Source organism: Bulleidia sp. zg-1006, assembly GCF_016812035.1.
In the GTDB taxonomy this organism is placed as follows: Bacteria; Bacillota_I; Bacilli_A; order Erysipelotrichales; family Erysipelotrichaceae; genus Bulleidia.
In genome coordinates, this window is sequence record NZ_CP069178.1 from 176,691 (window position 1) to 190,660 (window position 13,970).

At 35.9% G+C, this 13,970-nt stretch carries 13 protein-coding genes and 1 other RNA gene; 13 read left to right on the forward strand and 1 reads right to left on the reverse strand.

The annotated features are described in order from the left end of the window. Position 1: 1 nt before the first annotated feature. From JOS54_RS00870 to JOS54_RS00925, 12 genes are all read left to right on the forward strand, one after another. Positions 2-634, forward strand: coding sequence for a hypothetical protein (locus tag JOS54_RS00870; RefSeq protein ID WP_203245206.1), 633 nt, complete (start codon positions 2-4; stop codon positions 632-634). Between the two features lie 53 nt (positions 635-687). Next, positions 688-924, forward strand: a complete 237-nt coding sequence (gene secG, locus JOS54_RS00875) for a preprotein translocase subunit SecG (protein WP_203245207.1) — start codon at positions 688-690, stop codon at positions 922-924. Between the two features lie 40 nt (positions 925-964). Continuing rightward, entirely contained in the window at positions 965-3,274 is a 2,310-nt protein-coding gene (gene rnr, locus JOS54_RS00880; protein WP_203245208.1) for a ribonuclease R, read from the forward strand. Between the two features lie 14 nt (positions 3,275-3,288). Beyond that, positions 3,289-3,741, forward strand: a complete 453-nt coding sequence (gene smpB / locus JOS54_RS00885; RefSeq protein WP_203245209.1) for an SsrA-binding protein SmpB — start codon at positions 3,289-3,291, stop codon at positions 3,739-3,741. A 33-nt stretch (positions 3,742-3,774) separates the two neighbouring features. Then, positions 3,775-4,134: a transfer-messenger RNA gene (gene ssrA, locus JOS54_RS00890) on the forward strand. Between the two features lie 360 nt (positions 4,135-4,494). Then, on the forward strand, positions 4,495-5,001 hold the full coding sequence (locus tag JOS54_RS00895; protein ID WP_203245210.1) for a GNAT family N-acetyltransferase: 507 nt from the start codon (positions 4,495-4,497) through the stop codon (positions 4,999-5,001). A 48-nt stretch (positions 5,002-5,049) separates the two neighbouring features. Beyond that, positions 5,050-5,583 (forward strand): DUF1697 domain-containing protein, encoded by a 534-nt coding sequence (locus JOS54_RS00900; RefSeq protein WP_203245211.1) that lies wholly within the window; start codon positions 5,050-5,052, stop codon positions 5,581-5,583. Positions 5,584-6,037: 454 nt separating this feature from the next. Continuing rightward, positions 6,038-6,646 (forward strand): DUF308 domain-containing protein, encoded by a 609-nt coding sequence (locus tag JOS54_RS00905; protein ID WP_203245212.1) that lies wholly within the window; start codon positions 6,038-6,040, stop codon positions 6,644-6,646. Beyond that, positions 6,639-7,400, forward strand: a complete 762-nt coding sequence (gene lgt, locus JOS54_RS00910) for a prolipoprotein diacylglyceryl transferase (RefSeq protein WP_203245213.1) — start codon at positions 6,639-6,641, stop codon at positions 7,398-7,400. The genes JOS54_RS00905 and lgt overlap by 8 nt, the downstream gene beginning before the upstream one ends. Next, positions 7,397-7,831: a ribose 5-phosphate isomerase B gene (gene rpiB, locus JOS54_RS00915; RefSeq protein WP_203245214.1), complete on the forward strand. Its 435-nt coding sequence runs from the start codon at positions 7,397-7,399 to the stop codon at positions 7,829-7,831. Before lgt ends, rpiB begins: the two co-directional genes overlap by 4 nt. Before the next feature lie 130 nt (positions 7,832-7,961). Then, positions 7,962-9,533 carry an FAD-dependent oxidoreductase gene (locus JOS54_RS00920; protein ID WP_203245215.1) on the forward strand — a complete coding sequence of 524 codons (1,572 nt, stop codon included), beginning with the start codon at positions 7,962-7,964 and terminating at the stop codon, positions 9,531-9,533. 30 nt (positions 9,534-9,563) lie between these two features. Further along, complete coding sequence (locus JOS54_RS00925; RefSeq protein WP_203245216.1) at positions 9,564-10,649, forward strand: CdaR family transcriptional regulator; 1,086 nt, start codon at positions 9,564-9,566, stop codon at positions 10,647-10,649. On the opposite strand, the gene ftsH is transcribed toward JOS54_RS00925, so the two are convergent. Further along, positions 10,646-12,499: an ATP-dependent zinc metalloprotease FtsH gene (gene ftsH, locus JOS54_RS00930; RefSeq protein WP_203245217.1), complete on the reverse strand. Its 1,854-nt coding sequence runs from the start codon at positions 12,497-12,499 to the stop codon at positions 10,646-10,648. The two genes, JOS54_RS00925 and ftsH, sit on opposite strands and share 4 nt — an antisense overlap. 199 nt (positions 12,500-12,698) lie before the next feature. Here ftsH and pnuC point away from each other — a divergent pair, with 199 nt between their 5' ends. Continuing rightward, a complete protein-coding gene (pnuC, locus tag JOS54_RS00935; protein WP_203245218.1) occupies positions 12,699-13,913 on the forward strand; it encodes a nicotinamide riboside transporter PnuC in 1,215 nt (404 codons plus the stop codon). The last annotated feature ends 57 nt before the right edge of the window (positions 13,914-13,970 follow it).

Here is a 13,970-nt window from a genome sequence, read left to right on the forward strand (position 1 = left end):
TATGAAAAAGAAATGGTTATGTTTCTCTTTGCTTGCGGTTTTATTGGTGGCTTGTGCGAAACAAACAGTGAAACCAACAGAAAAAAGGGAAGCGAATTTATCCACTCTTTATAAGGATTTACCAAAAGATAACCAATTCGAACAAATGGAAAAAAAGGATGTTTTAAACTTTTTAGAACATGGAACAGGTGTCTTAACACTAGGCTTTCCGGAATGTAAATGGTGTCAAGCTTATTACCCTTATTTCAATGATGTTTTAAAAGATGCTTCTCTTAAAACAAAGTATTTTAATATTTATGAACAAAAGAAAGCCGACCGTTCTTTCTATGATCAGCTTGCGTCTACTTTAGAAAAAGTAAATACGACAGGTAAAAAGATTGTACGATACGATAATGAGGGCAAACAAGTGATTTATGTGCCTTTAGTTTTATTTGTTGAACATGGCAAGATTGTTGGCTTTGATAATGAAACCAGTGATATTTCCGGAATGGAAACCAAAGATTATTGGACAAGTGAAAAGAAGGATGCATTAAAACAACGCTTAACGAAGTTTGTGAAGCAAAATAAACAAGCCCAAGAAAAGAACCAAGATGGTGGTTGTAATAGTGATAACCCAGCTTGTAAAGTAGGCTAGTTGTTGAAATGGAAAGTAGATGCTATAATTCTTGTGATAAAAAGGTGGTATAAATGGTAACAAATATTCTGAATCCAATCTTAATGATTGTGTCTGCTTTGATCATCGTCTTAACGTTGTTACAAGGTGGTAAGTCTGATGGTATTTCTGGAGCGTTTACAGGAAACGGTGGACTGAACTTATTTGCGAATCAAAAGGAAAGAGGATCTGAGAAAGTCATTTCCAATATGACTTTAATTCTGGGTGTTATCTTCTTTATCTTAGTTGTCGCAATTCGCGTCGTTAAATAAAAGCCGGTAATCCTACCGGTTTTTTGTATGAAGGATCTTTATGGAAGAATTAGAAAAAAGAATATTGCGTTACTTACAAACAGAACCAAGGCATAAACACACAGTGTCACATCTCTTGGAGGCTTTTCAAATGGTTTCTTCCTCTGATTTTATTCGCTTGAACCGCATTTTAGAAAAAATGGAGAGAGAATACCTTGTTTTCCGCAATACGCATAATGAATTTTTAACCCAAAGTCAAGCCAAAGTGATGGAAGGACGCTTGTCGGTAAATCGAATGGGTGTTGGTTTTGTGGATATGGAAGATGAAAAGTCCTATCGAATTGAAACGGCTGATTTAGCAAGTGCGATGCATGGTGATTTGGTTCTTATTCAAGCCTTAAAAATTCCTCCTTTTGCGAAAGTGATTGCGATTAAAGAAAGAGCGAAGGATACGATTGTTGGTACGCTTTTGGTGAGAGGAAAGAAAATTTATTTTGAAGCTGATGATGAACGTTTGAAAGAAAGGAAAGTTCGTTTATCATATTCTAAAGATTTTTTGGTAATAGATGGTTTAAAGGTGGTTGGTCATATTACCGGTTATGGTAATCCTTTAGATGTTATCATCCTAAAAGCCATTGGACATAAGGATGATCCGGGGACAGATATTGCTTCAATTTTAGTGGACCATGAAATTCCTTTAGAGTTTCCAGATGAAGTCGTAGAAGAATTAAAATTTATTCCCCGGGAAGTACAGAGTGAACAACTACTTGGTAGAAAAGATTTGCGTAATCAAACCTTTGTGACAATTGATGGGGATAGTTCAAAAGACTTTGATGATGCGGTATCAGTTGAAAGAAATGAGGATGGTTATCGTTTGTGGGTATCTATTGCCGATGTTTCTAGTTATGTCAAAGAAGATACGGCTTTGGATAGAGAAGCACAACAACGTTCTTTTTCTACCTATGTGGTGGATCGAGTTGTACCAATGTTACCACATGAATTGTCAAATGGTATTTGTTCTTTAAATCCTCATGTGAATCGCTTGACATTGACTTGTGAAATGCAAATTTCAAAGAAAGGTCAAATTGTGTTCTATGATGTTTATCCATCGGTTATCAACTCAAAAGAAAGAATGACCTACAACAAAGTTAATCAAATTTTGATTGGTGACGAAAGTGTTATGAAAGAATACGCTTCAATGGGTGACTTTTTCATGGCATTATTGGAGTGTGCTGATGCTATTCGTCATGAAAGAGTGAACAAAGGGGCGATTAACTTTGAGCATCCGGAAACGTCTATGGATCTGGACGAGAAGGGAAAACCAATTCGTATTTACGCTAAACGAAGAGGAGTTTCCGAAGAAGTGATTGAAGATTGTATGATTGCGGCTAATGTAGCGGTTGCTAAATACTTACAGGAACATAAAATACCTGGAATTTATCGTATTCATGAAGAACCCAGTGCAAAGCGTATCAAAGAATATCGTCATTTGGCAGAAATTTTAGGAAAACCTTTTACCTTAAAGGCATCGAATATTCGTCCTAAGAATGTGCAACAGTTTTTAACGAGTATTCAAGATGAGCATAGTGCTCCGGTTTTGAATATGATGATGCTAAGAACCATGCAAAAAGCTCGTTATGATATTCAGAATCTTGGTCACTTTGGTTTGGCGGAACAAGATTATTTGCATTTTACTTCACCAATTCGTCGTTATCCAGACTTGATTGTACATAGAATGTTGTGGAAATATGTATTTGATGGGAATAAGAAGTGGAATAAGGACAAGGATAATAGTCGTAATCAGGAATTTGCGGAACATGCTTCTAGGCAAGAAAGAAATTGTGCCGATGCAGAATATGCTTGTTTGGATATGAAGAAAGCAGAATATATGCAAGACCACTTAGGTGAACGTTTTGATGGGATTATTATAGGCGTTACTCGCTTTGGTGTCTTTGTTCAATTGGAAAATACAGTAGAGGGTTTGGTGCAAACTCGTTCTATCCCAGGGGATTATTATATGTTCCACGAGGATCGAAATGAATTGATTGGGCAAAGAAATGGCGTTACCTATCGCATTGGTCAAGCGGTTAAAGTTAAAGTGGTTGAGGCGGATAAACAAAAGGGTAATGTGACTTTTGAATTTGTATTACCAAGGCAGAAGTTTCAAGATAATCGTGGAAAGAAATCCTTGGATTCCAGAAGAAGAGAAGAAGATTCTATTTCATATTGGGATAATCCAAAGGATCGTAAGCAGAAATTTGAAAAGGATAAGAAAAAGCCAAAAATTTATAAAGATCATGCAAAACGAAAAAAAGAAAGCCACAAATTGTTTGATAAAAAGAGACATAAGAAAAAAATTAGGTATCGATAAGGAGAGGAGAGAACATGGATTCTATAAAAGTGATGGCGATAAATCGTCGTGCTTCGCATGATTACTTCTTGGAAGATCATTTTGAATGTGGGATGTTATTAACGGGTACGGAGATTAAATCCATCCGTTTAGCTAAGGTTCAATTTCAGGATTCTTATATCACCATTCGTAATGGCGAAGCTTGGGTTAAGATGTTACATATTTCTCCTTATAAATATGGCAATATTTTCAATGTTGATGAAACAAGAGATAGGAAGTTATTGTTACATAAATTGGAAATTCGTCGTTTGGAACAAAAGGTTCGTTTAAAAGGATATACATTAATTCCAGTTCGTATTTATTTGAAGAATGGCAAGGCAAAATTAGAAATCGCATTGGCTAAGGGTAAGAATCTTCATGATAAGCGAGAAAGTCAAAAGGAAAGGGATGCGAAAAGAGAGATGGCGAAAGCCTTAAAGCGATATTGATTTCTGATAAAAACTCGTTTATAGTTATCGCATGGGGCTGTCAAGGTTTCGACAGGTTAATGTTTGATTCGAGTGGCAGTGGAGTGATGACCTAATCATTAAACAAATTAAACGCAAACACAAATAGAAGCGCAAGCTTCGCATTCGCTGCTTGATTTAGCGCTAGAGGCGTTCGCGGCGTCCTATTGGAAGAGTAGCCGTCTGCTTTCAATAGTGTAAAAAAACGGATACGAAGAATAATGGTCTAGCTTATTTTTCCGACAATCAATAGACAAATTCGAATATATCTTGGTTGCTTTAGAAGTATTCGTCTTATTACAAAGTAACTAAACTGTAGAGGCTCGAATGTGGGACTTTTCTTGGACAGGGGTTCGACTCCCCTCAGCTCCACTTTATAGTAAAAAAACCGCTTTAAATGGTGGTTTTTTATATCTGACTTCAATTATATTTTTCGCTAATAAATGTGTCCAGGATTCTGGGTACATATCAGTGGATGGCTGATTCTCCAAAGTTTATTAAATTTTCAATTTGTTCATTAATTGAATTGAATCTTTTCATATTATTCTCCTTTTCCTCGCAAATGGGCTTCACGAGTTTCTACAGCATTAAACTGTCAAACTCCCGAGCAGTTACAGAAACATTCAAAGGAACTCACAGGTAAAGCGGAACGAGTTAGAGCTATAAAACGAAGCGAAAAAATGGTACAATATCGCAAATAATAATTGAGATATATTTATAAGAGGTGGATGGAAAATGGAGTTTAGGTTGGCAATTTTAGCTGATTTACCCCAATTAAAAAAAGTATACAAAGGTATTATTCAAGAGATGAATAAACAAAACATAGAAATTTGGGACGAGATTTATCCTTGTGAATTTTTTGCGGAAGATATTAGGGAAAAACAGCTATTTGTTTTAGTTGATAAAGATGAAATAGTTTCAGCTTTTGCTTTAACTAAGAAGAATATCGGAGAAACATCAGTTGAATGGGAGAAAAGAAGTAACAAGGTATTCTATTTAGACAGATTAGGAGTAAATAAAAAATATTTTCGTAAAGGAATAGGCAACTATATGTTAAATAAAGCAAAAGATATTAGTAAAAGTTTTGGAGCGGAATATTTAAGACTATTTGTGGTTGATATAAATAAGCCTGCTATCAATCTTTATACCCAAAGTGGATTTAACAAAGCCAAAGGTATTTATGAAGAAAAATTTGATGATGGTTTTGTTTTACATGAATTTGGATATGAGATAAAACTTTAATGAATATCTTAAATTGAGTTGAAAGTCAGATTAAGGAAGTTTTAGAATATGGAAGTAATTGCACTATTGAGAGGAGTAACGCCGACAGGGGAAAATAGAATACCTGAAATGTCATTTTTGGTAGAAATACTTGAAACAGTAGGACTGAAAAATGCAAAGACTTATATTCAAAGTGGTAATGTTATTTTAGAAACAGAGTTATCAAAAGAGAAAACCGCAAAGTCAATTCATGACACAATAGCTAAAGAAATAGGAGCAGATTTAAGTGTTATCATAAAAAGAAAAAATCAATTACAGATAGCTATTGAAGAAAATCCTTTTAATGAAAATTATGATTTTTCAAGAATACATTTAGTATTCACTAACGATAGTATGGGAGAAGATGAACTAAAAAAACTTGAAAATAAAGATTTTGGAGATGAAAAGTTTATTATTGGTTCTGAATGTTTGTATATGTATCTTCCGAGAGATGCAAGTACAAAAAGATTGAATACAAATTATCTTGAAAAACAGCTTTCAATAACCATGACAATGAGAAAATTAAATGTTGTTGAGCATTTAGTCGAATTATGTAAGAAATAGGAATAAATATCATCTTATTGAAGTAACAATGGAACATAACTAACACAAGAACAGTAAATTAAAAAATGAAGTGAAGTTCCTTTATTTGTTTATCCAACTTTTGGGGGTTCACTTCAATGTTGTATCTATCTTTTCTGTTCTTTTACTGTATGTTCTAGGCTTAAGTAGGAAATCAGACAATAAAAAATATCTTTTTATATGAACCGTAAGAAATCTCCTACTCGAAAAATTGTGTATCAATTCTTTTTTTCCTTCATGAATTTGAATTGCTGTCTTGTTATAAGTATTTTTTCAATGGATATTATGATATAGCTCTACTAAGTTCGTATGAATGATTCATGCTAAGGAAAACCATTTTCTTAAGATGGATGAAACACCTGAACGGTTTATTGTAATAGATATTTTGTTATTTTGAAGTATCTTATTATACAATAAGTAGTAAAGAGGTGAATGTATGTTTCCTGAATCAAAAAATATGTCGATTCTTTCCGCTACTTTATATATCTTAATTGGTTCTGTTATGGCGCTTTTTCCAGGGATGAGTGCCCAATTATTATCCATAAGCGTAGGACTTGTATTCGTCATCATTGGTGTTATCTTATTAACAACTTACTTTGTTTTAGATATTGATAAAATTTTATACCGAAACGATTTCGTATTTGGTATTTTATCCATCTTAGCCGGATTGGTCATTATCATTCAAAAAGATTTAATTTTAACTCTAATTCCAATTGTATTAGGTCTAGTCATTATGTCTAGTGGTTTAATGAAGCTTCAGAAAGCCGTTGTTGCCCATAGAATTAAATCCAATCAAGAAATGACTTATTTCATTTTATCGGTTGTTGCGTTAATCCTTGGTCTAGTGGTTATCTTTATATTAGCAGGGCATCAGTCGCAACAAGTGCTATTTATTGTGATTGGTATTGGTTTAATATACGCCGGTATATCAGATTTATTTGCTCTATTTGTTTTGGAAAATTCCTATAAAAAAGCCGTTGAAACATTAAAAAATCCACAGACTCCTAGGGAAGAAGTGAAAGAAAGTGAGGAAGAAAATGTATAATAACTGGTTTAAAATTGGATCAGTGACCATTCATGGCTATGGTGTCATGATTGCGTTAGGTATTCTAGCAGCCTTCTGGATGGCAGAAAGATTGGCGAAACGATTTCATCTGGAAACGAATAAGATTGATAATTTAATTTTTTTGTGTGTCATTGTGGGCTTTATTGGGGCGAAAGCTTTATTTATCTTAACGGATTTAAAGAGTTTTATGGCTAATCCAATTGCCGTTCTCGGTTCACAAGGATTTGTGGTGTATGGGGGTATTATTGCAGGTGCTTTGGTGGGTTACTTGTATTGTCGTCATCATCATTTAGATTTTTTCACTTATTTTAATGTATTGGCTCCATGTATTGCTTTAGCTCAAGCATTGGGTCGTATTGGCTGTTTCTTGGCGGGATGTTGCTATGGAATACCAACAGATGCTTGGTATGGTGTAACTTTCCCGGCCGATTCTTTAGGTCCCGGGGCAAATGTAAAGGTTATTCCAACAGAATTGATTTCTTCTTTAGGAAATTTCATTATTTTCGCTATTTTATACTATGTTCTAACTAGGACAAAAGAATCCAATAAGACAGGAGCTTGGTATCTTATTTTGTACGGCTTTGGTCGCTTTATGATTGAATTTATCCGTGGCGATTTGATTCGTGGTAGTGTTGGTATCTTATCTACTTCACAATTTATTAGTTTATTTGTAGTGATAGGTGGAATTGCCCTATTGGTATTTGAAAACAAAAGAAAGGTGGTTATTGGATGAAAATTGGGATTGCCGGCGATCATAGTGCTGTAGAATTAAAAAAAGAGCTTATTGATTATCTAAGTAAAAAAGGATATGAGCTTATCAATTATGGTACTGATACAACTCAATCCGTTGACTATCCAAACTATGGTGAAACATTAGGAAAGGCAGTTATGGCTGGTGAAGTAGAGCGTGGTATTGCGATTTGTGGAACCGGCATTGGTATTGGCATTGCTTGTAATAAAGTAGAAGGTATTCGCTGTGGTATTTGCAGTGATCCTTATTCAGCTAGGATGGCCTGTTTACATAATAATGCTCAAATTATTGCTTTTGGAGCAAGGGTGGTTGGAGATGAGTTGGCTAAGATGATTGTAGATACTTTCTTAGAAACAGAGTTTGAAGGTGGTCGTCACCAAAGAAGAGTGGATTTATTGAATCAAATTCGTTGAAAAATACGTCTCATTTGTGAAAATAAAAGTGTTTAAAACAAAGTCTAAAAACTTTGTTTTTATTTTGTCCGAAACGGACAATGACAGTTCTTTTAATTGGTGAAAAAATGAATTTGTTAGGAGAGAAAAGATGAAATTCAAAAAAATAATGGCAATTTCGGTTGCCTTGGCAATGTTACTGACAGGTTGTTCCGGTTCTTCCACAAACCAAGCTAAAAAAGTCGAAAAGAAACAAGCAGATGTTGTGGTTATTGGTGCAGGTGCTGCCGGCTTAAGTGCCGCATTATCAGCTCAACAAGGTGGAGCTAAGGTAATCTTATTAGAAAAGGCGGCTTCTGTAGGTGGTGTTTCAAAATTTGCGGGTGGAGTTATGGGAATTAATTCCAAAGCTCAAAAAGAATCCGGTGTTGCTGGTACTTTTAGTGCAAAAGATGTCACAAAGTCTTGGCAAGATTATAACGCTTGGATGAGTGATGGTAGTTTATTCTATAATATCGCTAGTCGTTCCGGCGAAACAATTGATTGGTTGCAAGAAAATGGCTTACCATTCACATTTATGGGAACGGAGCAAGCTTCGCATAAAGATGGGTATCAAACCTATCATATTTTTAAAGATCAAACTAAAAAATTAAGTTATTTCCAAGGCTTAGCGAAGAATTTTCAAGCGAAAGGTGGTGAAATCTTAATGGAAACACCAGCCACAAAGCTAGAAACAAAAGACGATGCGATGACAGGTGTTGTAGCCAAAGCAAAAGATGGTACAGAATATTCCATTTCAACAAAGTCCGTTGTTTTAGCAACGGGGGGCTTTGGTGCTAACAAAGATGTGATTAAAGAAAAAGTTGGTTTTCCATTAGAAACATTCACAACTGGAACACAAACCGGAGACGGTGCTCGTATGTCCCAAGAAATTGGGGCAGGTGTTGGTAAAACCATTCAACAATACCATGGTGTTACTTCTTATTCCGGCATCCAAACAGGAACTGGTAAGGATGAAATTGCGAAAGCTATTTACTTATCCACTTCTGTGTGGATTAATCAAAGAGGATCTCGTTTCTGCCCTGAAGATTTGAACTATGATACAGCTTTAAGTTCTAACGCAGCAGCCACGCAAGGGGAATACTACTATTCCATTCTTAGTGAAGAAATGGTTTCTAAGCTAGAAAAAGGTGGCTCAAAAGCATTGGGTATTGAGGAAGTTGTAAAATACGAACCAACAGTTCCTTTATTTGATGTGAATAAGCCATGGACTGAATTTAGAAAAGCTTTGGATGAAGGTGTTTCTAAAAAGACCGTTTTTAAAGGAAATACAGTTGAAGAATTAGCGAAGGCAATGACTATTGATGCTGAAACCTTAGCAAAAACGATTAAAGCTTACAACACTGATGCAAAGGCGGGTAAGGATACTGTCTTTGGTAAGGACAAGAAGTATATGCAAAGCTTAGGTGATGGTCCTTTCTACGCTGTTAAAGCTCGTCCTGTTTCTCTTGGTGGTATTGGCGGTGTCTTAGTCAATGCAAGTCAACAAGTTATCAAGGAAAATGGTACGGTTATCAGGGGTTTGTATGCGGCAGGGAATGAAATTGCTGAACAATACAACAACTCCTATCCATTAGTGGAAGGTGTATCCATGATGTTTGCTTTAGTAGGCGGACGCATGGCTGGTCAACAAGCGGCGAAGTACGTAGGGAACTCGAAATAGTTCCCTTTTTCTTTGTGCTAAAATAAAAATATGGATGTATTTGAACTTGTTTATCAATGTGAAACGCTTGAGGCTTATATCAATGCGGTTGCTAAAGAAATCCAATGTCCAATGTGGCTGATGGATGAATATTTTCAAGTATTAGCGATATCTAACTATAAAAACGCTAGTCAATATCTCAAAAGGATACAAGAAAGTGCCACTTGGCTAGAAGTGCTGGATCAATGGAATAATACTTTATCCAATCGTAGCTTAGAAGAAGAGTACCAATCCTTTGAAGATTATTTTTTTCATGTGCAAACCTATGCTCTGGATGTTCGCCAAGGGAAGAAACGGATTGGTCGTTTAACGATTATGAATGTAGATGGTGTTCCTATTCCATCCTCTGTTTTAAAACAAATTGTACAAGGAGCCTCGATTTATCTTCGCAAACAAAAAGAACAACTTCCTTTTTCTTCAAAAGAATATTATTTATATCAATTGCTCCATCGCTCTTCAGATGTTACACCGAATAAATTACCTTGGCATCGTTCTTATCGTTTATGGTTAGTGGAGATGGTTGAGAACAATAGTAATGCCCAAGCGTATTTATGGAATTGGTTGAAGCAAATTCCTGAACCGAAGATTGCCTATGTGCAACAAGAACAAGCTCTTATTTTAAGCAACCAATCAATTGTTTTGGAAAAGGAAATGATTTCCGGATCTTCTTTTTATTACGATGATTTACAGTATTTGCCAGAAGCGTATCAGCAAGCCTCTTTCGCTCTTTCTAAAAGGAAACATATTCTCCATTTTGAAGATGTGTATTGGGAATTTATTTATCAAAGCTTGAATGAAAAATATAATGGTCAGGCTTTTATTCTTCCATCATTATGGCGAATGAAACATTATGACAACCAATACCACAGTGACTATTGTCAAACCTTAGAGGCTTATATTCAAGGCAATTATTCTAAAAGTGAATGTGCTCGGCTATTAAAGCTTCATTTAAATACTGTTAAATACCGCTTCAAACAAATGGAAGAACTGTTTGGGCTGGATTTAAAGAAAGAAGAGCCCTTGTTAGAGCTTAGTTTACGATTTATGCACTATCAAGAAAAAAACCAAGATGATTAGTCTTGGTTTTCGTCTGTTTGGACTTGTCCACTTGTTCCATTCAAGATATTCATGAATTCTTCACCGGTAATGGTTTCTTTTTCATAAAGGAATTGAGCTAGTTTATCTAGGTCTTGTTTATGTTCGGTTAATAAGGATTTTGCTAAATCGTGTTGCTTCTTAACCAAAGCAACGACTTTCTTATCAATTTCACCAGCTGTCGCATCGGAGCAAGCTATAGATGTATCGCCACCTAGGTATTTATTCTGCACGGTTTCCATCGCCACCATATCAAAATCAGACATACCGTAACGAGTAATCATGGCTCTAGCTAATCGAGTGGCTTGTTCAATATCATTGGAAGCTCCGGTTGTAATTGAACCAAACGCTACTTCTTCAGCGGCACGACCACCTGTTAAAGTCGCGATTCTTTCTTCCAATTCTTCTTTAGTGTATAGAGGATGGTTTCCTTCTTCCACTTGCATGGTATAACCAAGAGCACCGGAAGTACGAGGGATAATCGTAATCTTTTGCACAGGGGAGCTATGTGTTTGTAAAGCGGCCACTAGGGCATGACCTATTTCATGGTAAGAAACAACCAACTTTTCTTTGTCCGTTAAAATCGCATTCTTCTTTTGATAACCGGCAAAGACAACTTCGATACTTTCCTCTAAATCTCTTTGACTAACGGCTTGACGATGTTCACGAACAGCTCTTAAAGCGGCTTCGTTAATGATATTCGCCAGTTCAGCACCAGAAGCACCGGAAGCCATACGAGCAATGATGTTGTAATCAATATTTGGTTCTGTTTTTACCTTCTTAGCATGAACCTTTAAAATATCTTCACGACCTTGCAGGTCCGGTAATTCAACAGGCACACGGCGGTCAAAACGACCTGGACGAAGTAAAGCCGGATCAAGGTTTTCCGGACGGTTTGTGGCAGCTAGGATAACCACCCCATTATTGTTTTCAAAACCATCCATTTCCGTTAGTAATTGGTTCAGAGTTTGTTCACGCTCATCATTACCGCCAATGTTACCGGAGCGTTTACCGCCAACCGCATCAATTTCATCAATGAAGACGATACAAGGTGCTTTTTCTTTCGCTTTTTTAAACAAATCACGAACTTTGGAAGCTCCCATACCAACAAACATTTCAATAAACTCAGAACCGGAAATAGAGATGAATGGCACATTGGATTCACCGGCAACGGCTTTCGCTAACATGGTCTTACCCGTTCCTGGAGGACCAACTAAGAGAATGCCCTTTGGCATCGTAGCACCAATGGATTTGTATTGGTTTGGATCATGTAAGTAGTTGACGATTTCTTGTAAGTTTTCCTTGGCTTCATCTTCCCCGGCAACGTCTTTGAAGCGAATATCTTCTTTGGATTTCTCATGTACACGTGCATTGGATTTACCAAAGTTAAATATTCCACCACCAAGAGGGGAATTGGAACCATTCTTAGTGGCATTTCGCATCAACATACGAACAAAGAAAGTGGCGATTAGAATCGGGAATATCCAAGCTAATAGAATGTCTATCCAAGTATTACTTGCTTCTTTGATGGTGGAAGAAAAATCTACTTTGTGTTCATAAAGACGTTGCGTTAATTGTGGATCATGGATAACCCCTGTTTTATAAATGGTTTTATCGTTTTCAACTTCGTAATAGATTTGATTTTGTTCGACACGGACTTTCTTAACTTGATTATTATTGGTTTTCTCAATGAAAGTGGTGTAGGATGTTTCCTTGATATTTTGTTGCTGGACAATTGGTCGCAAGATTAAATTCATGGAAATCAGCACTAACATAACCAAAGAGTAGTAATACAACAACGGTTTTCGTTGTTTGTTATTGTTATTATTCATATTGTCACCTCTTTAGCACTCTTAATGAAAAAGTGCTAAAACTATTTTATCATCCCCAGTTGAATTGTAAAGCAGGTTGATTATGTGAAGTTGTGTGTTGACAGACGGTCACTTATTTATTCGTCAAAAAGAGTGGCTTTATATTATAATAAGTAAGATTTTGGCTTAGAAATAGAAACAGAGCTAAGGGGTTGAATGAATGAAGAAAATAAAAATTGATTTTTCAAAGAAAATGATCAAAATTGCGACACTTATTTTTGCACTGTTGATGCTTGGGGCAATCGTCTCTGGTGGAATGGGTTACCAAAAATTAAATGCCAAGGTGGGTGAAACCAAATACGTTGGTCAACTAGAAATGACAAGAGATAAAGAAAGTGAAGATTTCAGTGAAGATGCGACGGTATTTGATGTGGTTTACCGACAGGGTGAACAAAAGATGATTGTGAATTATTCCAAAGAGGAATACGACCATTTGAAAAAGGATACCATTCAAGCCCATCAATACAAAAGTCAAGATGGTACGAACTTATTCTTTACAGAGAAAAATCCTAATTTAGAAAAAATACAGGCTACTTATAAAGAAAAGATGGCTGAAAAAACAATGTTCTTTTTTAATCTATGTTCAGCCTTAACAATCTTATCCATTTCATTATTGATTATGATTGTCTTTGGACAAATGTTTACGACCTACGAGAAGTCGTGGTTCTTATCGATTATGGTTTTAGCGACGATAGTCGCCATCGTCTCTCCATCGGAAAGTGCGAATGGGGTGAATGGAATTATCATTATGTGGTTGTACCTCATGGATACTTTCCTTAATATCTTATGTGAACTATTAATATCGAAACAAAGTAAATACAATTTCCTTGTCTCGATTGCAGTGGAATTGGTTGAAATAGCGATTAGCTTGGTCTTGATGTATCGCTTTGCGTCTATGGTGGTTACATTGTTGTTCTGGATACCGATTGATATTTTAAGCTTTATCAATTGGTCGAAACATGAAGATAGGGAAGATGAAGATTTAACCATTGTGCGCCGTTTGACTGGTTGGCAAGAAGTTTTAGTTATTAGCGGTATTGTGGTCTTTACAGTTGTAGTTGGCTATTTTATTAGTGGCTTAGATATTCAAACTGACTTTGTGATGAATCGTACAGTAGCTACTTGGCTTGCGTATTTAGATGCTTGCGCAACAGCGGTTGGTATAGCGAATGGTTTATTCATTTTCTTTCGCTTTCGTGAACAATGGTTGGCGTGGTTTATCAGTGCTATTTTAGAGGCAACGATGAATATTATGTTAGGACAATACGTCTTATTGGTATTGAAGCTTGGTTATTTAACCAATTCAACCTATGGCTATATTAAGTGGACAAAGTATATTAAGTCTCATAAAGAAGAGAGACTAACAGTTTTCTAAGAGAAGCTTCATTGCGTGAATGACTTGAAAAGGCTAGAATTAGTGTGAGTAGAATTG